The 23,724-nt window shown below is 65.1% G+C and carries 20 protein-coding genes; 9 read left to right on the top strand and 11 right to left on the bottom strand.

The window, feature by feature from the left end:
- Window positions 1-2: 2 nt before the first annotated feature.
- Genes M529_RS0125020 through M529_RS42905 form a run of 3 tightly spaced genes read right to left on the bottom strand, consistent with a single transcriptional unit; the run spans window position 3 to window position 2,962 of the window.
- On the bottom strand, window positions 3-953 hold the full coding sequence (locus M529_RS0125020) for an alpha/beta hydrolase (RefSeq protein ID WP_021319387.1): 951 nt from the start codon (window positions 951-953) through the stop codon (window positions 3-5).
- Window positions 937-2,127: an LLM class flavin-dependent oxidoreductase gene (locus M529_RS42910; RefSeq protein WP_021319386.1), complete on the bottom strand. Its 1,191-nt coding sequence runs from the start codon at window positions 2,125-2,127 to the stop codon at window positions 937-939. The genes M529_RS0125020 and M529_RS42910 overlap by 17 nt, the downstream gene beginning before the upstream one ends.
- A 19-nt stretch (window positions 2,128-2,146) precedes the next feature.
- Window positions 2,147-2,962, bottom strand: coding sequence for an alpha/beta fold hydrolase (locus M529_RS42905; protein ID WP_021319385.1), 816 nt, complete (start codon window positions 2,960-2,962; stop codon window positions 2,147-2,149).
- Window positions 2,963-3,046: 84 nt separating this feature from the next.
- Here M529_RS42905 and M529_RS42900 point away from each other — a divergent pair, with 84 nt between their 5' ends.
- From M529_RS42900 to M529_RS42890, 3 genes are all read left to right on the top strand, one after another.
- A complete protein-coding gene (locus M529_RS42900; RefSeq protein ID WP_084491272.1) occupies window positions 3,047-3,973 on the top strand; it encodes a LysR family transcriptional regulator in 927 nt (308 codons plus the stop codon).
- Between the two features lie 84 nt (window positions 3,974-4,057).
- On the top strand, window positions 4,058-4,564 hold the full coding sequence (locus tag M529_RS42895) for a VOC family protein (RefSeq protein ID WP_021319383.1): 507 nt from the start codon (window positions 4,058-4,060) through the stop codon (window positions 4,562-4,564).
- A 104-nt stretch (window positions 4,565-4,668) separates the two neighbouring features.
- Window positions 4,669-5,463, top strand: coding sequence for an IclR family transcriptional regulator (locus M529_RS42890; protein WP_021319382.1), 795 nt, complete (start codon window positions 4,669-4,671; stop codon window positions 5,461-5,463).
- 278 nt (window positions 5,464-5,741) lie between these two features.
- Here the strand turns inward: M529_RS42890 and M529_RS42885 are convergent, their stop codons facing one another.
- Entirely contained in the window at window positions 5,742-6,269 is a 528-nt protein-coding gene (locus tag M529_RS42885) for a MarR family winged helix-turn-helix transcriptional regulator (RefSeq protein WP_021319381.1), read from the bottom strand.
- Window positions 6,270-6,496: 227 nt separating this feature from the next.
- Here M529_RS42885 and M529_RS42880 point away from each other — a divergent pair, with 227 nt between their 5' ends.
- Genes M529_RS42880 through M529_RS42870 form a run of 3 tightly spaced genes read left to right on the top strand, consistent with a single transcriptional unit; the run spans window position 6,497 to window position 9,130 of the window.
- Window positions 6,497-7,849: an MFS transporter gene (locus M529_RS42880; protein ID WP_021319380.1), complete on the top strand. Its 1,353-nt coding sequence runs from the start codon at window positions 6,497-6,499 to the stop codon at window positions 7,847-7,849.
- Entirely contained in the window at window positions 7,839-8,672 is an 834-nt protein-coding gene (locus M529_RS42875; protein ID WP_021319379.1) for an amidohydrolase family protein, read from the top strand. Before M529_RS42880 ends, M529_RS42875 begins: the two co-directional genes overlap by 11 nt.
- Entirely contained in the window at window positions 8,669-9,130 is a 462-nt protein-coding gene (locus tag M529_RS42870; RefSeq protein WP_021319378.1) for a Cif family virulence factor, read from the top strand. The genes M529_RS42875 and M529_RS42870 overlap by 4 nt, the downstream gene beginning before the upstream one ends.
- A 55-nt stretch (window positions 9,131-9,185) precedes the next feature.
- Here M529_RS42870 and M529_RS42865 read toward each other — a convergent pair whose 3' ends face one another.
- Both M529_RS42865 and M529_RS42860 read right to left on the bottom strand, forming a co-directional pair.
- A complete protein-coding gene (locus tag M529_RS42865) occupies window positions 9,186-12,023 on the bottom strand; it encodes a TonB-dependent receptor plug domain-containing protein (RefSeq protein WP_021319377.1) in 2,838 nt (945 codons plus the stop codon).
- A gap of 279 nt (window positions 12,024-12,302) precedes the next feature.
- Complete coding sequence (locus M529_RS42860) at window positions 12,303-13,265, bottom strand: ABC transporter substrate-binding protein (protein ID WP_021319376.1); 963 nt, start codon at window positions 13,263-13,265, stop codon at window positions 12,303-12,305.
- A 136-nt stretch (window positions 13,266-13,401) separates the two neighbouring features.
- On the opposite strand from M529_RS42860, the gene M529_RS47840 reads away from it, so the two are divergent.
- Genes M529_RS47840 through M529_RS50625 form a run of 3 tightly spaced genes read left to right on the top strand, consistent with a single transcriptional unit; the run spans window position 13,402 to window position 17,699 of the window.
- Window positions 13,402-14,628 (top strand): alpha/beta hydrolase, encoded by a 1,227-nt coding sequence (locus M529_RS47840; RefSeq protein ID WP_021319375.1) that lies wholly within the window; start codon window positions 13,402-13,404, stop codon window positions 14,626-14,628.
- Window positions 14,628-17,558, top strand: coding sequence for a TonB-dependent receptor (locus M529_RS42850; RefSeq protein ID WP_236617721.1), 2,931 nt, complete (start codon window positions 14,628-14,630; stop codon window positions 17,556-17,558). The genes M529_RS47840 and M529_RS42850 overlap by 1 nt, the downstream gene beginning before the upstream one ends.
- Window positions 17,559-17,573: 15 nt before the next feature.
- Window positions 17,574-17,699, top strand: a complete 126-nt coding sequence (locus tag M529_RS50625; protein WP_269078888.1) for a hypothetical protein — start codon at window positions 17,574-17,576, stop codon at window positions 17,697-17,699.
- A 181-nt stretch (window positions 17,700-17,880) separates the two neighbouring features.
- On the opposite strand, the gene M529_RS42845 is transcribed toward M529_RS50625, so the two are convergent.
- The 5 genes from M529_RS42845 to M529_RS42825 form a co-directional block, all read right to left on the bottom strand.
- The gene (locus tag M529_RS42845) at window positions 17,881-19,935 is read right to left on the bottom strand and encodes an AsmA family protein (protein WP_021319373.1); all 2,055 of its coding nucleotides are present in this window, start codon (window positions 19,933-19,935) and stop codon (window positions 17,881-17,883) included.
- Between the two features lie 165 nt (window positions 19,936-20,100).
- Window positions 20,101-20,571 carry a DUF1003 domain-containing protein gene (locus M529_RS42840; protein WP_021319372.1) on the bottom strand — a complete coding sequence of 157 codons (471 nt, stop codon included), beginning with the start codon at window positions 20,569-20,571 and terminating at the stop codon, window positions 20,101-20,103.
- Window positions 20,572-20,587: 16 nt separating this feature from the next.
- A complete protein-coding gene (locus M529_RS42835) occupies window positions 20,588-21,622 on the bottom strand; it encodes a Gfo/Idh/MocA family protein (protein ID WP_021319371.1) in 1,035 nt (344 codons plus the stop codon).
- Window positions 21,613-22,581 carry an MDR/zinc-dependent alcohol dehydrogenase-like family protein gene (locus M529_RS42830; RefSeq protein ID WP_021319370.1) on the bottom strand — a complete coding sequence of 323 codons (969 nt, stop codon included), beginning with the start codon at window positions 22,579-22,581 and terminating at the stop codon, window positions 21,613-21,615. Before M529_RS42830 ends, M529_RS42835 begins: the two co-directional genes overlap by 10 nt.
- Window positions 22,578-23,711, bottom strand: coding sequence for an inositol-3-phosphate synthase (locus M529_RS42825; protein ID WP_021319369.1), 1,134 nt, complete (start codon window positions 23,709-23,711; stop codon window positions 22,578-22,580). Before M529_RS42825 ends, M529_RS42830 begins: the two co-directional genes overlap by 4 nt.
- Window positions 23,712-23,724: the final 13 nt, after the last annotated feature.

The following is a 23,724-nucleotide window of genomic DNA, read 5'->3' as shown; positions in this document are numbered from 1 at the left end:
GCTCACCAGCCCTCGACAAGAGCGCGCACCGCCTCGGCCGCGCTTTCCAGCTCCCCGCGCGCGGCCGGCGACACGCCGACGGCGCGCAGGAAGCCATGGATCATGCCAGGCGCCACTCGAAAGGTGGTCACGACACCCGCCGCCGCCAGCCGCTCTGCCAGTTCCTGCGCTTCACCGCACAGCGGATCATGTTCGGCGGCGACCAGATGGGTCGGGGGCAATACCGCGAGATCGTCGCGATCGACCGGCGAGGGATAGCGCGAAAGGCCACCGCGATCCCGGAACAGCGCGATATAGTGCCCGATCTTCTCCCCGGTCAGCAGCGGATCGCGGCTGGCGGCATAGGCCGGCCGCTCCGGGTCCATGGCGAAGGCGCCGTAGAAAAGCAGCTGGAAGGCGGGCAACCCGACTCCCGCATCGCGCATATTCGCGCTGCAGGCCAGAGCGAGCAGCGCGCCGGCGCTGTCGCCGGCGATCCCGGCGCGCGCGGGATCAATACCCAGCACGCCGGCCTGGCGCAGCATCCATGCGAAGGCCCGATCGCAATCGTCCTGCGCGGCGGCATAGTCCGCCTCGGGCAGCCGGCGATAGTGGACGCTGACGACCACCGCGCCGGTCGCTTCGGCCAGCGCCGCGCAGGCGATGTCGAAGCTCTCGACGCTCCCCATCGCGAAGCCGCCGCCGTGGAAATAGCATATTGCCGGCCGCGGCGCATCGCCGCCCGGATCGAAGACACGCACGGGAATCTCCCGACCGGGCGCGGCGACATAGCTGTCGAACCGTTGCACATCGGGCGCATATCCCTGTGCGAAGCGCCGCGCCGTCAGGTCGCCGACAAGGCGCATCCCCTCCCTGTCCGCGGCGGGCGGCTGTGCCAGGAACAACTCCACATAGCGGGCCATGCCCTCGCCCAGCACCGGCGGGCAATCCACGGGATCAGCCCACGGCCTCATAGCGCACCTCGAGATTATGCTCCGGCAGCTCCGCGAGCCGCGGCGCGACTTCGCGGGCCACCAGCGTCAGGTTGTCGGCGGTTTCCGCATGATCGAGCTCGCCCGCCTGCCCCATCATCAGCAGGTTGCCGAACCCGCCGGTTTCGCCATGGAACCGGGCGAGCTGCGAATAGACCTCGTCGGGCGTGCCGACGAAGAACAGCCCCGCATCCATATATTGCTCGATCGACCCGTCGACCGGCAGCGGCTCGCCGTTGCGCATCCGCGGCCGCATCGCGGCCGGGCCGGCCTGCAGCATCCGGACATTGGCCTCCACCGCGTTGAAGCCCCACGGATTGCGGAACTGGGGATCGAGCCTCGCCGCCGTGGTGAAATAGCTCTTCATCCGCTCGGCGCGGCGGAATGCGGTGGCAGTATCATCCGCACACGCCACCAGCGCGAGATAGGCAAGCTTGTCCTGCGAGGGCTGGCGCCCATGCGCCTCGGCATAGGCCTCGCGATAGCCCGCGAAGACCGAGCGGGCCACGGCGCCCGACAGGAAGGTCGCGCAATGATAGTCGCGGCGGCCATATTCGCGCGCGCTCGATGCGCTGGATGCCGTGCCCCAGATGGGCGGATGCGGCTGCTGGATGGGACGCGGCCACAGGCTGACGGTGCGATAGTGGAAATGCTCGCCTTCCCAGGAAAAGTTGTCGCCCTGGTTGGTCAGCGCCGCCAGGATCAGGTCATGGGCCTCCCAGAAGCGGTCCATGAAGCCGGTCGGCTGGCGATTGGACATGAACAGCTCATAGGCCGCGCCCTTGACCAGCCCGACCTCGAGCCGCCCGCCCGACAGGCAGTCGACCATGGCGATCTCCTCCGCCACGCGCAGCGGGTTGGACCGGTTCGCCAGCGGGACGCCCAGCGCCAGCAGGCGCGCCTTGCGCGTCTGCCGCGCGAGGATGGCGAGCGTCGTCATGCAGGATGTCGACATGCAGGTGGCGGCCGCATGGTGCTCGTTCACCATGATGTTCAGCCCCAGCTCGTCGGCCAGCAGATATTCGTCGAGATACCGGTTGAGCAGCTGCCCGGCCTCGACCGGATCGCAGAGATGCTGCGGCAGCGTCACCCGCATCGACCCGGGCGCCTGGAAGGCGGGATGATAGGCCTGCTCGCTGAATTGCCAGATCTTCATATCATTCTCCAGACAGGCGTCAGCAGCCGACGAAGGCGGCCAGGCGCGAAGCGAAGGCGGCCGGCTGGTCGGCATGGAGGCGGTGTCCCGCCCCGGCGATGCTCTCGACCTCCGCCTGCGGCAGCGCGGCCCGCCATGCTTCGCGATAGGCGGAGCTGACGATCGCGTCCTCCTCGCCCCACAGGACCAGCGCGGGGGCCGCGATGCGGTGAAGCCGGTCGGGCAGCTTGGGATTCGACATATAGGGCGTCCACCCATAGAGGCTCGCGGCCTCGTCGTTGCGCATCAGTCGGCGGATTCGGTCTTCGGGCATCTTCGTGAGCGCCGCCATGTCACTGCCCGGCAATGGTGCGCCCCGCTGCATCCGCGCGCCCAGCGCCTGGCGGGACAGCATGAAGATATCGGCCACATACTGCTCGCGCCGGTCGGCGGTCGGAAGGCCGAGCGGCGAGGCCAGCACGATCCCCGACGCGCGCGCGGGCTCCTTGGTCAGCGTCTCCGCCGCCACCCATCCGCCGAAGGACGTCCCCACGACCAAGGGTCGATCGAGCGAGAGGAGGTCCATCAGGTCCAGATAGAAATAGCCGAGATCGTCGACCCGGTTGAGACGCGCCGGCCGGGCGGAAGCGCCGAAGCCGGGATGCGAGGGCGCGAAGACGGTGAACGACCCGGCCAATTCGCGCAACGCCGCTGCCGACCCTTCCAGGCCATCCAGCCCATGCAGGAACAGCAGCGGCGCACCCTGCCCCGCCGTGAACATTTCCACTTCCGTTCCAAGCAGATCGACAACGGACAGCTTGCCAAAATCCAATTCGTCCAGGCCTGCTGTGCCCATCGCTCTCCACTCACGCTTAGTTGGCTTTGATGGAAACTGTTTCAGGCGGACTGATAGGTCCAATTCTTTGTTCTTGAGCATTCGATGCCCCACAAGTATGGATCGGCGATGGAGCTGAGGCATCTGCGCTATTTCCGGGCGATCGGGCGAGAGGAACATTTCGGGCGGGCGGCGCTCGCGCTGCGCGTCGCGCAGCCGGCGCTCACGCGCCAGATCCGGGATCTGGAAGCCGAGCTGGGCGTGGAACTGTTCGAACGGCTTCCCCGCGGCGTCCGCCTGTCAAGCGCGGGCCGCGCGTTCCTGGAAGAGGTCGAGGATATCCTGAAACAGGTAGACCGCGCGGTGGACCGGGCGCGCGGCATGGGCAGCGGGCATCTCGGCACGATCCGGGTCGGGCTGAGCGAGATCATCGCCGCCTATGACTACATATCCTACGGCCTTTTCCACTTCCGGGAGAATGAGCCGTCGGTCGTGCTCGACCTGCGCTCCATGGGATCGCTTCACCAGGTGGCCGCGATCAAGGAAGGGACGCTTGACGTCGGCCTGGTCTATGACGCGCATATCGACGATCGCGACCGGGACGTTCTGGAACGCGCGCCGATCGGTACGGGAGAAACGCTGCTCGCGGTCCATCAAAGCCATGCCTTCGCGCAGCGGGACAGCGTGACGATGGCAGAAATTGCCGGAGAGTCCGTGCTGGGGCCTGCCCGGGCCACCGCTCCGGGCTATTATGACCGGATGATGGCGGCCTGCATCCGCACAGGCAATGCCCCGCATTTCACGCAGGAATGCACCACCCATTCCATCCTGTTCAGCCTCGTTGCGGTCGGCATGGGGGTGGGGATCGTCACCACGGCGGGCACGCGCGCGCCCAACCCCAATATCCGGCTCATCCCGATCTCCGACCTGGACCTGCAATTCCATGTGATGCTGGTCTGGCGCGCCCGCGACCGCTCCGTTGCGCTGCGCCGCTTCGTCGACATGATGATGCAGCAGGCGCAGACGCGCTGAACCCCGGATCCCGCCGCGTCATCCCGCCGGGATGACAATGCCGTGCGGGCAATGCTGCTATCCTGCGGGCGAAAGGAGAGCATCATGACCGATCCGAGGCCGCTTAACGGCTTGTACCATTTCGCCTATCCCTGCCGCGATGCGGAGGAGACCCGCCATTTCTACGAGGATATCCTGGGCCTGCCGCTGGTGAACTGCATGCTGTCCGAACGGGTGCCGAGCACCGGCGAGGAGCAGCCCTATGTGCACTTCTTCTTCCAGCTCGGCGACGGTTCCTACATCGCCTTCTTCGACCTGGGCGGCGACGAGAAGCCCGCGCCCTCGCCCAACACACCCGACTGGGTCCAGCATTTCGCGATGGAAACCAATTCGGTGGAGGATGTCGAAGCCATGCGCCAGCGGCTCGCCGACCATGGGGTGCAAAGCACGCCGCTGGTCAATCACGGCTTCGTCCGTTCGATCTATTTCTTCGATCCCAATGGCTTGCGGCTGGAAATCGCGGCACGCACGGAGGCGCCCGGCTTCCTGGAGCAGGCCGCGGGCGAGGCCCATGACACGCTGGAGACCTGGAACCGGCGCAAGCGCACCTGACGACACCGCCCCGATCCGTCGCGCCGCAGCAACTGCCGCGTGGACAGGGCGCCCCCCGCTTGGCAGGAAGGAACGGAGACAAGTCAAACCTTTTGGGGAGCCGAATGGCAGATACCGAGCAATCCCGCAGGCGGGTCCAGTCGATCGAGGTCGGGTTTCGCGTCCTGCGTGTGCTGCGCATGGCGGAGGGGCCACTGCCGCTGCGCGAGATCGCGGCCCGTGCGGGGATGCCGCCGAGCAAGGTGCATCTCTATCTGGTCAGCTTCGTGCGCGAGGACATGGCCTATCAGGATGCCCAGAACGGCCATTATGGCCTTGGCTCCTTCGCGATCCAGCTCGGCCTGGCCGCGATCCGCCAGCTCGACGTGGTCGCGCTCGCGTCGGATTCCCTGACCGAGCTGTGCGACAAGACGGATTGCGCCATCTACCTGTCCGTCTGGGGCGACCGAGGCCCCTGCATCGTCGCGAAGGCGGACGGCGCGCTGCAGGGCGCCTTCTCGGTCCGGCTCGGCTATATCCTGCCGGTGACGACCACCGCCACCGGCCTCGTCTTCCTGGCGCACCTGCCCGAATATGAAACCATGCGCGCGCGCGCCGCGCAGGACGCCTATGACGCGGCCCGCAATGCACGCACGCCGTCTGAGGAGGAGATTGCGGAAGCCGTCGGGAAGGTCCGCACCCTCGGCTATGCCTCCACAATCGGGATGCTCAACCGCAACTTCGCGGGCATCGCCGCCCCCATTTTCGACTACAGCAACAAGCTGGCCGCGACGCTGACGATCCTTGGCCCCAGCGAATATATGAGCCGGGCGAAGCACAAGGAGTTCGTTCGCCTGATGCTCGACGCCGCCCAGAACGTGTCGCAACGAATGGGCGCTCTCACGACGTCGAAGCCCTGAGCGGACCGCGCTCGTCCGGGCCGTTACGGTATAAAGGCTGAACGGCGTGGACGAATTTCAGTAGAATGGCGGCATGGGCGGGCTCGCAATTTCCATCCTCCCTGTAAGGGGAGGTGGCAGGCGCGGAGCGCCTGACGGAGGGGTGTCCCGCTATCGGGAGGGTTACACCCCTCCACCACTTCATGGTCCCCTTCGGCAGAGTCACGTGCCTCTGCCGAACCTTACAGGGGAGGATGCTGTGGCCGCCCTTGGCCGCCCGCCCGGCTTTTCCGCGGTCCCTAAAGCCGCTGGACGCCGACCCGACGATATTCGGGTGTCAGTTCCTCGATTTCATCGCCTTCCGCCTTGTCGTCGCCTGCTCCGCTCAGTGACTCCAGCAGGCGGAGCAGATAGCCGCGAAGGTCCGCCTGCTCGTCGGCGGAAAGCGGCTTCAGCAGCTCCTGCTCGAGCGCGCGAGTATCCTTCTGCAACTGCTTGAGGCTCGATGCCCCCAGCTCGGTCAGGCGGACTTCCAGCAAGCGCCTGTTCGTGTCGCTCACCCGGCGTTCGATCAGCCCCTTGGCCTCGAGCAGGGCGATCTGCTTGATCATGGTCTGCGGCTTGACGTCATACAGCCGCGCCAGATCCGCGGAGGTCATGTCCGGCCGCGTCGAAAGAGTGGTGAGGATGCGGAACTGCACCGCCGTCACGTCCAGCGGGTTGAGCACGGATTCCAGCCGGACATAGGCCTTGTACTGGACCTGCTTGACCAGGTGGAGGATCGAATGCGCGCTGTTGCCGGCTGAAGGGCGACTTGATTTCCCCATAAGACCCAAATGTCCGATCCGTTCCCGCCTGGCGACGGCGGCATGTTGACAGGCTGCCGCGCAGCGCGCGTCACGAAATGTTCCTATAGACGATCAGTTGATACTAAGCCAAGCTGACAAATAAATCGACTTGCCTGTTTGCATATGTCAAACAGCATATGATATAAGCGATTCACGTGCCAGCGCCCCCTGTCATTGCGGGCCAGCGCAGCGAGGGGAGGAAGAGGATGGCAACGACCAGCCGGCCTATCGACGTAGACAGCTTTCTCGACGGGCTGAAATTCAACCATTTCCATTTTACCATCCTGATCCTCTGCACGATCCTGGCGGCGATCGACGGCTATGAGCTGTATATCGTCGGTTGGGTGCTGCCCGACCTCGCCCATGACTTCGGCGTGCCGCGCACCGCCATCACATCGGCAATGGTCGCCCAGCAGATCGGCATGCTGGCGGGCGCCTTCGTCATCCCCCCGCTTGCCGACCGGATCGGCCGGCCGCGGCTGCTGCTCTTCTGCTACGCCGGCATGGCGCTCAGCGCCTTCGCGATCCTGTTCACCACCGCGCTGACGCCTTTCGCCATCTGCCGCTTCATCGCCGGCTTCTGCGGCACCTCCATGATCCCGATCCTGGTGTCCCTGGTCTCGGAGACGGCGCCGCAGCGCATGCGCTCGACCGTCAGCACCATCACCGTCAGCGGCACGATGATCGGTGCGCTGCTCGGCGCGCTGATGCAGGGCTTCATCCTCGAGCCGTTCGGCTGGCGCGGCGGCTTCTGGATCGCGGTGGCGATGCCGGCGCTGATGCTGCCGCTGATCTATTTCCTGCTGCCGGAATCGCTGCGCTCGCTCGCCGCGCGCGACCCCGGCGATCCCCAGATCCAGTCGCTCGCGCGCCGGATGGACCCCGGCCGGGAAGAGCCGGTGACGCTGGTCGCGCCGCCCCGGCCGGAACGCGCCGCGAGCGCGGTCCTGTTCACCGACGTCCTCGGCCCGGGCCAGCGGCTCAAGACCTTCCTGATGTGGGCGATCACCATATCCAGCTTCGTTTTCATTACCGCAGGGGTATGGAAGACCACGATCTTCAAGGACGTCGTCGGCCTGCCCTGGTCGCAGGTGGCGCTCATCAACGGGGTGAACACCGTCGCCGGCTTCATCGGCATGGTGTCGATCGGCTTCTTCATCGACCGGTTCGGCTTCAAGCGCGTGATGGTATCAACCTTTCTACTGGCCGCCTTGTTCTCCGTGTTGATCGGCGTGCTGGCGCCCACCATCGGCATGTTCGTCGCCGTCGCGTTCATGGCGATGTTCCAGCATGGCGGCCAGGCAAGCATCGCCGCGCTCGCCGCGTCGCTCTATCCGCCGCGCAGCCGCGCCACGGGCGTCGGCTGGGCCTATGGCGCCGCGCGCGTCGCGTCGATCTTCGCCCCGCTGTTCGGCGCCTTCGTGCTGGGCGAGGGCTTCGGCCCCATCATGATCTTCGCGCTGCTCGGCGTGCCGCTGGCGTCGGCGGGCATCTTCACCTTCCTGCTGATGAGCCTCAAGGGCGCGCCGAAGCCGGTGCGCGCCGGTCATGGCCATTGAGGAAGGGGCGGTCCCAGCCGAGGCTCCCGCCGTCGACGCGCATGCCCATGTCTTCACGCGCGCGATGCCTTTCGCAGCGGAGGCGCATTCGCGACCGGACTATGACTATGGCGTCGAGGCCTGGCTCGCCGATCTCGACCGCCATGGCATTTCCCATGGGGTGATCGCCGCCGCGAGCCTCTTCGACGACGGGAACGCCTATACGCTTTCGGCGCTCGCATCGCATCCCGGGCGCCTGCGCGCCACGGTGATCGTGCCGCCCGAGACGGATGCTACCACGCTCGCCGAGATGGCCGACGCGGGCGTCGTCGGCGTCCGGCTCGCATGGCGGCGCGTGGAGGATCTGCCGGATATCGCGCGCGAACCCTATCGCGGCTTCCTGCGCCGCATCGCCGATCGCGGCCTGCATGTGGAGCTGCTGAGCCGGAGCGCCAGCCTGCCCCGCCTTCTCCCGGCACTTGACGCTTCGGGTGTGCGGATCGTGGTCGACCATTTCGGGGTGCCCTCGCGCGATCCGGAGGAGCGTGGCGCCGGCACCGACGCGCTCTGCCGCGCCATCGACGGCGGCCGGACCTGGGTCAAGCTGTCTGCCGGTTTCCGCATGCCCTTCGCCATCGCGGCGGAGGTCGCCGCCCGGCTGCTCGCCCATGCCGGCCCGGAAAGGCTGCTCTGGGGCAGCGACGCGCCCTTCGTGAACCATGAAGGCGATATCCGCTTCGCCGACACGCTGGACCTTTACCGCCGCCTCGTCCCCCATCCGGCCGTCCGCGCCGCGATCGACCGCGCGGCGCTGTTGCTGTTCTTCAATCAGGAAAGCGAATGATGATCCGCCCAACGACCAACCGCGAACGCGCGATCGCCGCCGCCGAGCTCGAGCAGGGGCTGGCGGATTTCTGGCATGATGTCGACACCAATTGGGGCCGCAACGCGGGCAGCTATTACGCGCCGGACGCGGTCTACAGCTCCGGCAAGCTGCATCTGGAAGGACGGGAGGCGATCCAGGGCTTCTACAGCTGGCGCGAGGCGCGGGGCGAACGGGTCGCGGTGCACGCCTTCAGCAACTTCCGCGCCGAATTTGATGGGGACGGCGGTGCGACCGCCAGCTGGTACATGTTGCTCTGGGCGGCCGACGGCGCCGCTCCGCAGGAAAGCACGGCGCCCGCGAGGATCAGCCGGGCGACCGAGACCTTCCGCTGGGACGAGGACGAGCAGCGCTGGCTCTGCACGCGGCGGGAACTCGTCAACCTGTTCCGCGGCGGCGCCCAGCTCAACTTCTCCTGATAAAAAAGGGGGCGCCCACCGGGCGCCCCCTCCCCCTTTCCGACCCGGTTCGCGATCAGAATTTGAACCGCGCGCCGATGACGAAGCTCCGTCCCACCTTGTCGTAATATTGGCCGTTGGTGGGGAAGTTCAGGATCGTATAGGGAACCGGCGGCGGATCCTTGTCCAGCAGGTTGTTCACCGCCCAGAACAGCTCATACTGCTTTTCGTCCCCAACGAAGATCTTCCCGAACAGGTTGAAATAGGTGACCGCCGGCACGCGATTGTCGTTGATCGTGTTGGTGGGCGCGGTGTTGTAGGTCACGTCCTGCTTGCCGGCGCTGATGAAAATCGTCTGCAACGTCAGTTCCCACGCCCTGTTACCGATCGTCTGCGACAGGTTGCCACGGAAGGTGGGGATCGACCCCAGGTTGGACCAGCCGTTCTCCCCGGCGCGATCGACGGGCGCGGCGCCGGTGCCGGAATCCACCAGCGCGCTGAAGATGTAGGTACCGCTCGCCGACACCCCATAGCGCCCGCCATCACCCAGGAAGCCGACGGAGGTCGAATAGTTCAGCGTCATGTCCACGCCTTCCTGCTCGAACGCGCCGACGTTAAGCGATCCCGCATTCAGCCCGGTGTGAATCCGGTCGTTGGGGTCCGCCGTGCTGGTGTCGGGTCCATAGGTGAACAGACTGCAGAAATAGCTGTCGCCCGCGCCACACAGATTGGCGATGTTCACCGTGGACAGGTTGGTGATCGCGTCCTTGATCTTGATATTATAATAATCGACCGACAGTCCCAGCCCGCGCAGCGCACCGGTGCCGCGATAGGCGAAGCCCGCCGTCAGCGTGTCGGCGAATTCGGGACCGACGTCGGGATTGCCCATGCTGGTGTTCTGCGGGATGTTGGCGTTCTTGGTCACCCCGTCGACGAGCAGCGTCACATTGTTGCGGACATTGCTGCCGGGACTGTACAGTTCGTTGATCGCGGGGGCTCGAATATCGCGGGACCGCGCGACACGGACGTTCAGTCCCCGGATCGGTTCCCAGGTCGCGCCGACCTTCCACGCCGTCTGGCCTCCGACCGTGGAATAGTCCGCATAGCGGAAAGCGCCGTTGACATCGAGCGTGTAGAGGCCGGGCGTATCCTTCGCCAGCGGCACCGTCACCTCGACATAGGCCTCCTTGACGTTGAAGTCGCCGCTATAGGGCACGGCATTGCCTGCGGTCAGGAAGCCGTTGCTCGAGCCGACCGGGTCGGCCGTCAGCTTGGAGGTCTCGCGGCGATACTCGCCACCGAGCGCCACGGCGACCGGCCCTGCCCAGGTATCCACCGGCTCGCCGATCACGTTGAAGGCGGCGGTGACCTGGTCATATTTCACCTTCGACCATGCTTCGCCCTGCACATAGTCGCGCGCCGCCTCGCTGAAATTATTCTCGCCGAACAGGTTCAGCGGCTGGCACCCGGCTGCCGCGGGATTGTTCTGCAGCACCGCGCGGCAGACGATCTGCCCGGTCGCGGGATTCACCACGGCGTCGATCGCGAAGCCGAGGTTCGCATTGACCGGGTTGTTGTAGGTCACCGAGGAATAGTTGTTCACGCCGTAGGAGGCATGGGCGTCCCATTTCCAGCCGGCGCCGAGCTTTCCTTCCAGGCCGACGGTGGCATGGGGCGTCTCGTTGACGACCTCATAGTCGTTCTTGCCCATGTCATAGGCGATGCGGCTGATGTTGAAGGACTGCACGTTCGCGGGCAGCAGCGCGCGCACCGAGGCGGGAATGAAGGCGTTGTCGCGCTGGATCGTCTGGCTCGCCAGGCGGATCGCGATACCGTCGAGGAAGCCGACCGAGCGCGAATAGCCGCCCTCGATATAACCCGTCACCGAGTCCGAGAAGTCGTAATAGATGCTGCCATAGGTGGTGAAGCGACGGACGTCGGGCACCTGCGCCACGCGCTTGATTATCGATTCGCCCTCGCCGCCGATCATCACCTGCCCGCCGAATATCGACCCCTTCTGAAACGGGCGGATCGAGCCATCCTGGTTGAAGGTCATGTTGGTGAGGCCGGGAATGTTGCTGATGATCACGCCGCCCGCGCCCAGGCTGTTGTGCACGTTGGGCGAGAGGATCAGCGCGGGCTGGCCGAAGCCCGGCGTGCCGGGGACGGTGCGCTGCGCATTGCTGACGATCATCCATTCCTCGCGCCCCCAGTCGCGGCTATAGATGTCGCCCATGCCGTTGTTGTTCGAATAGTCGGCGCTGATGACGATGTTGCCCCGGTCGTCGTCGAAGCTGGTGCCTGCGATAAAGCCGATGCGCTGGGTCGAGGAATCGCCCCGCTGGGAGATGCCGGTCTGGGCTGTGACCTCCAACCCCTTATACTTCTTCTTCATGATGATGTTGACGACGCCCGACACGGCGTCCGAGCCGTAGAGGGCGGATGCGCCACCCGTCACCACGTCGACACGCTCGATCATGTTGGTCGGGAAGAGGTTCAGGTCTGTGGTCGTGGGCACGCCGAGGTTGCTGGCAGGCGCGAAGGGCACGACGCGCGACTGGTTGACCAGCACCAGCGTGCGCTGGCCGCCCAGCGCGCGCAGATCCGCCGTCGCCTGGGCAGGGCTGGAGGTGTTGGTCGCATTGGCGCCGGGGGAACGCGTCGCCTTGAACGCAGGGTTCTGGTTCAGGACTTCCATCACCGTGGTCGCCGCCTGCCGCTCGATCACCTCGACGCCGACGACCTGCGTCGGGGTCGGCGCCTGAAGACCGTTCTGCGCGGTGCGCGACGCGGTGACGATGATGTCGGCAGCGGTGCCCGCTTCGGCAGAAGACTGATCGGGCTGCGGCGCTGCATCCTGTGCAAAAGCGGACCCGCCCACGAAGGCGGCCGTCGCCAGCGCTGTCGTGACCATCAGCCGGCGAAACGGTGTCGCGGAACTCCGATTCTCAAACTTTGCCATCTCGGCCTCCCCTATCCCAGAAGTTGTGGGTCCGGCCTGTCGCCTTCGACCCTCTGCTTTCTTCTCGCGTCCGCCTCGCGGCATGGATCGGCCCGCTCGCGCCGATTTTCCCGCTGACGAATCTCATTCTAAATTACCGAACGTCGATTGCTTATGACAAATCAGCTAAGCTGACAACCAAAAATGGCACAATTCTGAACGTCGTTTGTTTTTAGCAACTCCTGGCGGCGTTCACGGTCGCAAGGCCTCCTCGTAGACGCTGGCATCGATGAGCTGGGCCAGCGTAGCGCGGGAGCGTGGCGGGCGCTTGTCCTGCGCCGCCAGCCATTCTTCCTCGGCGACCAACACATCGAGCAGATCGGGGGCGAGCCGTGCCGGAAAGGCCAGGGTCGGCCAAGCGCGCAAGACCTCATCGGAGGAAAGCCCGGATGTCTCGGCCACCAGCGCCTGCGCCGGGGCCGGATCACGGCGGGTCCTTTCCGCAGACGCCCTCACAGCCCGGATAAAAGCGACGATGCCCTTCCGTTTCTGGGGATCGGCCAGAGTCGCCGCGGTCGTGTTAAGGTTGAAAAGTTCACGGTAAACGCCCTCCCCCGCAAATTCGATCGAGTCATCCCCGATCGCATGCACCGCGTTGCCGGCATGCGGCTCCCAGATCGCGACGGCATCCACCTCCCGCCGCGCGAGCGCGCCTGCCATGTTTTCGATCGGAGAAATCCGTACCGGCTCGATATCGGCAAAGCTCAGCCCTGCCTGCGCCAGCATCCGGGCCAGGAAATATCCAGCGGACGTCGTGGCGAGCGTGGCGACGCGCTTGCCCTTGAGGTCGGCAAGATCGGCAATGCCCGCCGAACGCCGCGCGACGATGCGGTAGCGCCCCTCCGTCACCGTCAGGATGATGCGGATATCCGGACGAGACACCGAATAGCGCAATGCCTGCGTTTCGGCATGGGTCGCAAGGTCGACGCTCTCCCCAACGCCCTGCCCGGATGGCCCCGGCGCGGCAAGGTCGCCGATGCCGCCATTCTTCACGGTCGCGCCGGGCCCATAGTGATCGCGCGCCGCCAGCAGCACGGGGGCAATCTCCAGGGTTGCCGTGCTGCCGCGAATGGCCAGCGGCGGCAGGCCCGATTCCGTACCCATGGTGCTGCATCCGGTCAGCAGCGCCCATGACAAGCCCGCAACGGCGCGCATTCGCCCACCCCGCATCCCTCTCTCCCTTATATCAGCCAGGTTGATATCATATTTCTCGCCATCGCCGCCACAACAATATAAGCGTAGGTGACATACACATATGTCACCGGCGCCGCGCCGGCATAGGAGAAGGCTATTGTCCCAGGCACAGGCGTCGAACCCCGACCTGGAAGCGCTGGCAGCGATCCTGGGCCCGGAGCTGGCGCATTTCGCGCCGCTGATCCCGCAGGCCATGGCGCAGGAATTGCTGCGCGACGACCGAGGCTTCATCGCGCGCCATCAGCTGGGCGAGGCGCTGCTGGCGCGCTTGCGTCCGGAGATGCGGCACTGGACGACGCCCGATGTGCTGCGCACCCTCGATCCCCAGAGCCCATTCGCGCGGAACCGGATGCAGGCGGTGGCCGGCGCGCTGGCGCCGGTCGCATGCCGGGCATTTCCCGGTTTCTGCTATTACCCCTATGTACCCTTCGGCCATGTCGCCGAGGGACGAAGCGAAGCGCCGCTGATTGTCGCCGTGCACGGATCGAACCGCAATCCGAAGGACTTGCGCGACGCTTACGCCACGTTCGCCGAGCGCCTCGGCTGCTTCGTGCTGGCGCCGCTTTTCCCGCTCGATCTCACCACGCGGGTGCCGGACGAGGAATATAAGCAGCTCATCGGCGACAGGGTCCGGTACGACCGGCTGCTCTGGGCGATGGTGGAGGAACTGGCCGCCATCACGACAACGCGCTTCAGCCGGATCCTGCTGTTCGGTTTCTCGGGAGGGGCGCAGTTCGCGCAGCGGCTGCTCCATGTCGACCCCGGCCGGCTCGACGGGGTGGCACTGGGGGCGCCGACCTACGTCACCCTGCCCGACCGTGACCGTGCCTGGTGGAGCGGCATCGGCGATTTCGAGCGCCTGTTCGGCAAGCCGCTCGATTTCGAGGCGATGCGCAGCGTGCCGATCCAGCTCCTGTGCGGCAGTGCCGACGAGCTTGATTGCGATATCTATGACGCGGAAGAGATGGGTCTCGATGCTGCGGCCTATGCCGGCTATGGCCGCAACAGGCAGCAGCGCATCGCCGTCCTGGCGCGGGCATGGGCTCGGATGGGAATTCCGACCGAGCAGGTCCGCATCGAAGGCGCGGGCCACGCCTTTCTTCCCCTGCTGGAAGCGTCGAAGCCGTTTTTCGAGCGCATCCTTCTGGGAGCGGGTGTTCCCTGGTCCCTGACGGCGCACGCACCTCCATCATTTTCCTTTCCCGGTCATTCGGAGCCAATCCGATGCCTTCAGGATATCGGATGGCGGTGGATAAAGAATTGGAATGTTCGTCATAAACAAACAAAATATGACATATACAAAATTGACATTGGAGGGGAGTGATGGCGAGCATGGCGGAGCAGCAGCAACGCGTCTTGCGAAGAGCGGGTGCCGGACCTGTCCCACGCCGCCTGCGCCTCCTCGACGCCCCCCTCCCTCTGGCCACATCGCTCGCCATGCTTTCCGGCGTGCCGATGCTCGCCATCCCGATTTCAGCCGCCGCGCAGGACATCGCCGCTCCGCAAGCCTCGGCCATCGAGGCCGCGCCCGCGGAGAACCAGGAGATCACCGTTACAGGCACGCGCATCAGCGGCTTTACCGCGCCGACACCCGTGACCACGCTGGGCGCGGCCGACCTCGAAGCCAAGGCCGTCAGCACCGTCGCCGATCTGCTTGACGACGTGCCGCAACTCCGCATCAACCAGAATATCGGCCGGTCGAGCGAACCGATCGGCGCGTCCAATGCGGACCTGCGCGGGCTCGGCACGCAGCGTACTCTGGTGCTGATCGACGGGCGGCGCGTCGCCTTCACCGACCCGGCCGGCACGATCGACACCAATATCATACCGGTCGCGCTGATCAGCAATGTCGAGATCGTCACTGGCGGCGCGTCCGCCGCCTATGGCTCGGATGCAGTGGCAGGCGTCGTCAACTTCATGCTCAACAAGAATCTGAAGGGCCTGAAGCTCGACGTCTCCTATGGCCAGACCATCTATGACGACTTTCACCGGCCATCCGTCAGCGCCGCCTATGGCACCAGCCTGATGGACAGCCGGCTGCATCTGACCGTCGCCGGGGATTATCTGCGCAACAGCGGCCAGACATCCCAGGCGGAGCGCCCCTGGGGCGACGACCAGACCGCGCTGCTGACCAATCCCGCCTATACGCCCACCAATGGCCAGCCGCGCCTGATCATCTCCGACAATGCCCGCTTTACCCAGATGACCGCGGGGGGCGTCATCACCCGCACCAACCTCAATCCCAACGCCAGCGGCACGGCACTGGCACAGCGCCTGGGGTTCGCGCCCGGCACCGGCGTGCAGTTCGACAGCAACGGCAACCCCGTCCCCTTCACCTACGGCACCAATATCGGTGGCACCTTCATGACCGGGGGCGACGGCGCGCAGGTCACCGACGGTGGCAACATCATGCCCGAAATCGAACGGTTCACCGGCTATGGCGGGTTGCGCTTCGACATCAGCGACAATGTCACCTTCTTCACCGACTTCCTCTATTCGCGCGTGGACACGCTGTCGGACCTGACGCCGAATCCGGACAATGGGGGCCTCACGATCCGCGCCGACAATGCCTTCCTCGCGGCGTCGATGCGCAACGCGATGACGGCCGCGGGCATCACCAGCTTCTCTCTCGGGCGCATGAACTATGACGATGGCGACTCGCTGTTCGAGAGCAGGACGCAGGCCCGCCGCCTGACCTTCGGACTGGAGGGCAAGTTCGGCACGGGCTGGACCTGGAGCCTGTCCGGCCAGATCAGCCGCAATGACTATGAGCAGTTGAGCCACAACAACCGGATCAACAACCGCTGGACGCTGGGACTGGACAGCGTGATCAATCCGGCCACCGGCCAGCCCATTTGCCGCGCGCTGCTGACCAACCCCAGCCCCACCGCCGCGCAGGATCCCTTCGGCGACATCCGTAACTGCGTGCCGATCAACCCGTTCGGGGCGGGATCGGTCAGCGATCAGGCGCTCGCCTATTATCGCGGCACGTCGTTCACGCGCTCGCGCCAGAAGCAGGACGTGTTCGCCGCCAATCTTTCGGGCAGCCCCTTTTCGACATGGGCAGGCGACGTGAAGCTCGCCGTCGGTGCGGAGTATCGCCGCGAGGCGACATCCCTGCGGGCCGACGCGGATTCGGCGGCACGCCGCTGGCGTTCGGTCAACTCGCAGCCCTTCTCCGGCGAATTCGACGTCAAGGAAGCCTATGCCGAGATCGTGGTGCCCCTGGCGCGCAACGTCCCCTTCGCCGAGAATCTCGATGTCAACGGCGCGTTCCGCTACACCGACTATGAACTGAGCGGCGGCGTCGAGACATGGAAGGTCGGCGCCAACTATGCGCCGGCTGCCGATGTGCGCTTTCGCGCGACGCTTTCGCGCGACATCCGCGCACCCAACAACTGGGAACTGTTCTCGCGGGGCAACCAGGTGATCAATGCGATCATCGATCCGCGCACCAACACATCCCGCCAGACGGTGCAGATCACCAGCGGCAATCCGGAGCTCAGGCCCGAAAAGGCCGACACCTTCACGGCGGGGGTGGTGTTTCAGCCCAGCTTCCTGCCGGGCTTCCGCGCCTCGGTCGATTATTATCGCATCAAGATCAAGGGAGCGATCGCCACGGTCGCACCGCAGAGCATCGTCGATTTCTGCGAGCAGGGAAGGACGGAATTTTGCAGCGGCGTCATCCGCGACCCGGTCACGCAGATCATCACGCAGGTCAACGTGATCCCGTTCAACGCGGACTCGCTGAAGACGAGCGGCGTCGATGTCGAACTGCAATATCGCTTTCCGTTGCTGGGCGGCGACCTCAACCTGCGCGCCCTTGCAAACCATGTGTCCGAACTGTCGACCACGTCGAACGGCGTGACCAACGACTATGTCGGCCTGGCCGGCATCTCGCCGCCGCCCCAGGGCATCCCGGAATGGCGCGTCAACCTCGACGCCAATTATGCGATCGACAAGTTCAAGCTCGGAGCGACCTACCGCTATATCGACGGCGGCAAGTTCGACACGCGGTTCAACACGACAGTGCTCGACATTGCCGACAACACAGTGAAGGGCCGCGGCTATGTCGACCTGTCGGCATCCTATGAGCTGACATCGGCGATCGAGCTGTACGGTCGCGCGGAAAACCTTTTCAACGTTCGTCCGCCGATCACCCCGAACGGCATCACCCAGCCGACCATCGCCAATTCCCAATTCTTCGACCGGCGCGGCACATTCCTCGTCATCGGTGGCCGCCTGCGTCTCTGATCGGGACAAGCTGTGGTGAGCACGCTTTTCGAGGGCGCGGCTGGAACGGTCATGGCTGAAGCGGGCGCGGCGTCCGCGAAGACGAGCGACACATCTTCACCAATGAAGCCGTTCACCTGCGATCCGGGCGCTGGTGCCTGAGATTGAATTGCTCTCGCCAATGCAGGACGGGAAAGCGACTTGTCTGCTCCCGGGATTTCCAAATTCGAAGCTGAATGGAGGCAGAGGGACGGCCGCGGCGACGGCAGCTGCCGCCACATCTCGCACAAGCCTATTTGACGTAGCGCCCCCAGGCTTGGACAAGATATCAAGGCTAGGCGGATTAGCGCTTCTTCGGTCCCACATCATCTCTTGGCTTACTGCCTTTAGTCCGCTGCGCTGCCGCTCCTGCACCAGCCAGCACAGGACCACAGGCCGCGGCCTTGGCGTCACCGATATCCACAAACGCAAGCACCGCGGCAGGGGGGCTGGCCAGCAGGGCCAGACCGAGCCCAGCGCCAGATCGCCCCAAAAGTTCAGGGCTGATGACGTTCAGCGACGGCGCGCCGAAATGGCCGCCAATGCCGACCGGCGATTGCCCGGAGAACAGGCTGAACTTCTTGCCATCGGCCCGCACTCCAATGTCCAGTGCCTCCGTTTTGAAGCTGAAACCGCCTCGCCCGGCAATTACATTCTTGCGGGTATCGATCAATATGGGGTCTGTACTGGCCAAGCCGTCGCGAACGGTGAAGGCGACGAGTCCGCAATTGATCTGTACCGGCTCCTTCAGCCGCCCCTGAAACATTTTATAGGCAAAGGTGCCGAGGTCCAGTTCAGAGAGCTGTACATTGCGTGTCCAGAAACTGCCTTGAGGAATGATGAAGGCTATGCGCCCCGTTGCGCTTGCCAGACTGTCATGGATGGTGTCGCCGCGCCCTGCCAACTTTATCCGCCCATGGATCGTGCCGGAGGTTCCTGCTTCGGCAACTCCATATCCGGCCAGCAGCTTTGCAAGGGGCGTAGGAGCCAGGCGAATGTCGTAGCTGTCGGCAGCCGGGCGCTGCCGTGCATCCAATATGATGTCTGCCGCGACCTTTCCTCGGGCCATGACAAACGTGAGAGGCGACAGGGCAAGGCGTCCCTTGTCGAGCGCAAGGCTGAGATCGATGTCGGAGACGGGCACGTTGCGTGATCGTACGACGCCGATCTTCCATTTCAGCGCTGCATCGAAAGCCCGCATGGTGTTCACCGGGAGGGCTGCATCCGGCAGAATGCGGTTGGGCGCGGCACCGGTTGCTGCTGCTGCCGCCGCGGCGCCCTTCGCTTCGATGATGTCCGGATTATACCCGATGAAGGGTGCAGCATCGATGATGTCGAGACGCCGGGTGGTCAATTCGGATTCCAGCCGGATCCGGTCTCCATGGGTGATGGTCAGCTTGCCCGTGAGATCGCTATTGCCGAATGTGCCGCTCAGGTCCGTGAAACGATAAACATCGCCGTCCTTCACAAGCTGGCCCTTGAGACGGTAGGTTCGCGTTTGGGGAATGGCGACGCCGATGATCGCCAGCAGGTCGGACAAATCCCGGCCGCTGGCCTGCGTCTGCAACGGCACATTTTCTATATCTGCGACGGAAGGGAGGTTGCCTTTCACATCGATGACATTGGTTCCTGCCCATGCACGCAAACTCAACCGGTTGCGGCCGCGATTGGCCGTCTCATCGGGCGAATGGAGCTGAGCTGTCATGCGAAAGGGCGTGTCGCGGATGCGTCCTGTGCCCTTGACGCCCACGGCCTTGCCAATGCGGGCATCGACTGAATTGATCGTGTCGAACGCAAGGTCGGCAAGCAGCCTCATGCGCGGATCGAAATAGCGCAGTCGCGTGCCGGCGACGCTGGCCCTGTCGATCCGGGGGAAGGTAAGCGGCTTGCCCCCATTGCCGTTGCCAAAGGTCCAGCTGTTGGCGTCATGGGCGCGATTCCATTCAAGATCGATCGCCGCATCATTCAGCACCAACGAATAAAACCGCCGCTTTCCGAACAGCAGGGAGAATGGGGCGATCCGGGCATCAACCTCTCGCGCAGTGAAGAGGAAAGGTCTTTCAGCCCATGCAGGATTGGCAAGTGTCAGCCCCTGGGCGTGAAATTGGATGCTGAACGGTGCGAAATAGAGCTGGAAGTCACCTTTAACAGCTGTGTGCCGTTGCGTAAGTGCTGTCACTGTCCGTTCAAAGGGACCTTTGAGAAATCGGCCTTTGGTGATGAAAAGGATGAGCCAGACAGCAAAAATCGCGATCAGGATAGCGACACCGAACTTGGCCAGCGGATGGAGCCGGCGCCATGTCGGGGTGACATGGAAGCGTCTCTGATCAGGTGAGAGATGGGGCAGCGCGTTTTCCATCAGGCGTGAACGGCGAAGATAGGTAAATGTTGCCGCGGAACTTGCATGCAGAGCGGCGGACCGGACTTCGGAAGAGAGATTCCGTTGCTGAGAATCCGATGGCAATGGCCGGGGCCGATCTGTACCCGTAACTATGCCGCTCCGCGCTTCGCGTTCTTGCTCGTTCTACTCTTGCTCTTTTTCAATTTGGTTCAGCACGTCTATCGGGTCGACATGCTGTTCGACCGGTTGCAGTTCCGACGGGTCCAGATCCAGCTTGCGCGCGATCGCATCCGCCATGCGGGCCAGGCGCGTGATCTCATGCTCGGTCAGCAGATTGATGTGCAGGTCGAGGTCTGCGCGCCGATCCGCCTCGCGGGCCATGCGGTTCTGGCTGATCAGCACGAAGGTCGACAGGAAGATGGCTTCCACGGACGCCTCGGTCGCCAGCAGAACCAGCGAGGGGTCGAAGGGACGGATGCCAGGGATGCCCACCCGATTCGCCACCACCCAGCTGCCGTAGACAGCGAGGTGAAGGCAGACGAACGTCATGCTGCCGGTAAAGCCGGTGACGGCATCGGCGATCCTGTCCGGCAGGCGATCGCGGGCATGCTCCCGTCCGCGGCGCGCCCGCAGGGCCTGGATGTTCGCGCTCAATCGTTGGTGAAGAGCGCTATCGTCCGGCATAGATGCGATCAAGGACCCGTGCGACCTCAAGCAGCTCCGTGGAGGCTGGATCGAAGCCCCGTCCTTCCGCCAGCCGCCTTGCCCAATCGATCGCGGCGCGACCGCCCCAGTCGTCCGGTGGCAGGGAAAGCGGCACGCACTGCGTGCCTTGCATATGTTCACCCATGAAATCGTAGAAGGATCCGCCGATATTGCGCAGGCGCGCGCCGCCCTGCGTGCCGTAGAAGGCGGCGGAAATGACGGCATCCTGCCCGGCATGCAGCCCCCAGGAGCAGGCGAGCCGGACGGTCGCTCCATCGGCCAGGCGGAGCGTCGCGAAGGCGTGATCCTCGCAAGCGCCCCCGGGCTCGCAAAGGGGTTTACCGCCCTGCTTCAGGTCGCTTTCGACAAGGGTCACAGCGGGAAAACCAAGTGTCCACAGCGCCAGGTCGACCAGGTGGATGCCAAGGTCCATGACGCATCCACCGCCGGACTCGAGCGGGTCGTAGAACCAGGGCTTGTCGGGGCCATAGGCATTGTGAAACTGCAGGTCGATACTGTGGACTCGTCCCAGGGCCTGCTCTCGAACAAGTCCGCGGATCGCCTTCATCGCCGCGGTGAAGCGGTAGGACATATCGACGCCGAGCAGGCGGTCGTTGATCCGTGCGGCCTCGATCACGTCCTCCACTTCTGCGGCATTTCGACCCAGTGGCTTCTGGCAGAAGACGGCGACCCCGGCGCAGAGCGCCTTGATCGCCTGCGCGGCATGCAGTGCGCTGGGCGTTGCGATAACGATGCCGTCCAGGTCCATCGCCAGCAGTTCGTCCAGATCGTCGGCCACGGCGGCGTCCGCCGCCACGGCCTGTGCCGCCGCCAGGCTGACCGGATCCCGATCGGAAAGCGCCGCAACCTCCACGCCTGCCTGCCCGGCGAGCGCCGCCATGCGGTGCCTGCCGATCCAGCCGGTCCCGAGGAAGCCGAGGCGGAGCGGCTTTGGCTGCGTCAGGAGCGTGAGAGGGGTGGCAGAGGGCATCACGGACATATCAGCGCCTTCATGAAGCCATCCGGACGATCGCGGGTCGCGTCGAGCGCGTCGCCCAATCGTTCGAGCGGATAGCGATGGGTGTAGAGACGGGAGGGATCGATGATCCCGCGCGCAACGGCGTCCACCGCATCCCGCATCCCCTGCACATAAGTTGCGGGATCGCGCTCATGGGCGTTGACGACGTCGATGCCGCGCCAGTTCCACAGCTGCATGTTGACCTGCCGTGGTCCGTCCTGATGATAGCCGGCGACGATCAGCCGCCCGCGTTCGGCCGTGAGTTCGCCGGCAAGGTCCAGCGGCCACTGCTTGCCGACCGCCTCGATCACCCGCTCGCAGAAGCAGCCTTCGGTCAGGGCGGCGACCTGCTGGATGATGGCATGATGGTCGTTCATCGCGATCGTCTCGGCCGCTCCGAACTGCCTTGCGATCGACAGGGCGAAAGGGCGGCGGGCGATGGCGACCACGCGCGCGCCCGCGTTCGAAGCCAGGCGGACGAGCAATGCGCCCAGAAATCCGATGCCGACGATCGCGACCGTCTGCCCGGCCTCTATTCCCGATCGCCGGAAGATGTTCATCGCGCAGCCCAGCGGCTCACCGGGGAAGGGCTGTCCCGCCAGGCTCTCGGGCAGGGGTACGATGGCGTCCGCCGCTACCAGATCCTGCTCGGCATAGGCATTGTAGGACAGCGCGGCGACCCGGTCGCCCGCCCTCAGCCCGCCGACGCCCGGCCCGACCGCGTCGATGACTCCCCAGCCCTCATGGCCGAGCGCCCCGGCCTCGGTCGGGAAGCGCATCCACTCCGGCCCCGCCCATGGGGTCAGGTTGGACGCGCAGACGCCGCATCCCTCGAGCTTGATCCGCACCTGCCCGGCCTTCGGCGCCGGCAGCGGCACATGCTCTATCTCAACCCGCCCGGGCCCGGTGACGACGGCAGCCCGCATCGCCGGGCCGGTCATGCACAGACCTCGCGCAGCTTCGTGGCGGGCCGCTCTGCGAGAAAGGCCTCCATCGCCGCATGGGCCGCATCGTCGGTCATCTGCTCGGGCGGATGCTTGCACAGCCAGGCCGAGGCGGGGATGATCGCGCCGCCGATGCCGCGGTCGAGCGCCAACCGGGCGCAACGGATCATGTCGATCGCCACTCCCGCCGAATTGGGGCTGTCCTCGACCGACAGGCGCAGTTCCAGGTTCATCGGCACGTCGCCGAACAGCCTGCCTTCCATGCGGACGAAGCAGACCTTGTTGTCGTTCTGCCAGGGCACATAGTCGGACGGACCGATATGGATATTTTCATCCTCCAGCCGGGTCTTCGCCACTGCCTGCACGGCTTCGGTCTTGGAAATCTTCTTGGACTTCAGCCTCGAACGGTTGGACATGTTGAGGAAGTCGGTGTTGCCGCCGGTGTTGAGCTGATAGGTCCGGTCGAGCGACACGCCGCGCCGCGCGAAGAGATCGGTCAGCACGCGGTGGACGATGGTCGCGCCCATCTGCGCCTTGATGTCGTCGCCGATCAGCGGCACGCCTGCCGCGGCGAAGCGCGCCGCCCAGGCGGGATCGCTGGCGATGAAGACGGGGATGGCGTTGACGAAGGCGACGCCTGCCTCCAGAGCGCAACCGGCATAGAACTCCGTCGCGCGTTCCGATCCCACCGGCAGGTAATTGATCAGAACGTCCGCCCGGCTCTCGCGCAGCCGGGTGATCACGTCCTGCCGGCGTGGCTCTGCGCCATCGGCGGGAAGGAAGGTGCGGTGCTCCGCGGCGTCGGCCATATGGTCGGCCACGCCGTCGAATATCGCGCCCATCTCGACCGTGACGCCGCTCGCCGGCACTTCCGCGCAGAAGCGCTGCGTGCAATTGGGCGGGGCGAAGATCGCTTCGGCAACATCGCGCCCCACCTTGCGGGCGTCGATGTCCCAGGCGGCGGCGATCTCTATGTCGTCGGGGCGGTAGCCGCCCAGATCCCAGTGCATGAGGCCGCTCGCGTCATTGCGGCCCGCATAGTACGCGAGCCCCTGCACCAGCGAACTGGCGCAATTGCCGACGCCTGCGATGGCGAGGCGGATCGGCCCTTTGGTCGTGGCAGCCATGCTTTCCTCCTTG

Source organism: Sphingobium ummariense RL-3 (assembly GCF_000447205.1).
Lineage (GTDB): Bacteria > Pseudomonadota > Alphaproteobacteria > Sphingomonadales > Sphingomonadaceae > Sphingobium > Sphingobium ummariense.
This window is presented reverse-complemented; position numbering and strand designations above follow the sequence as displayed.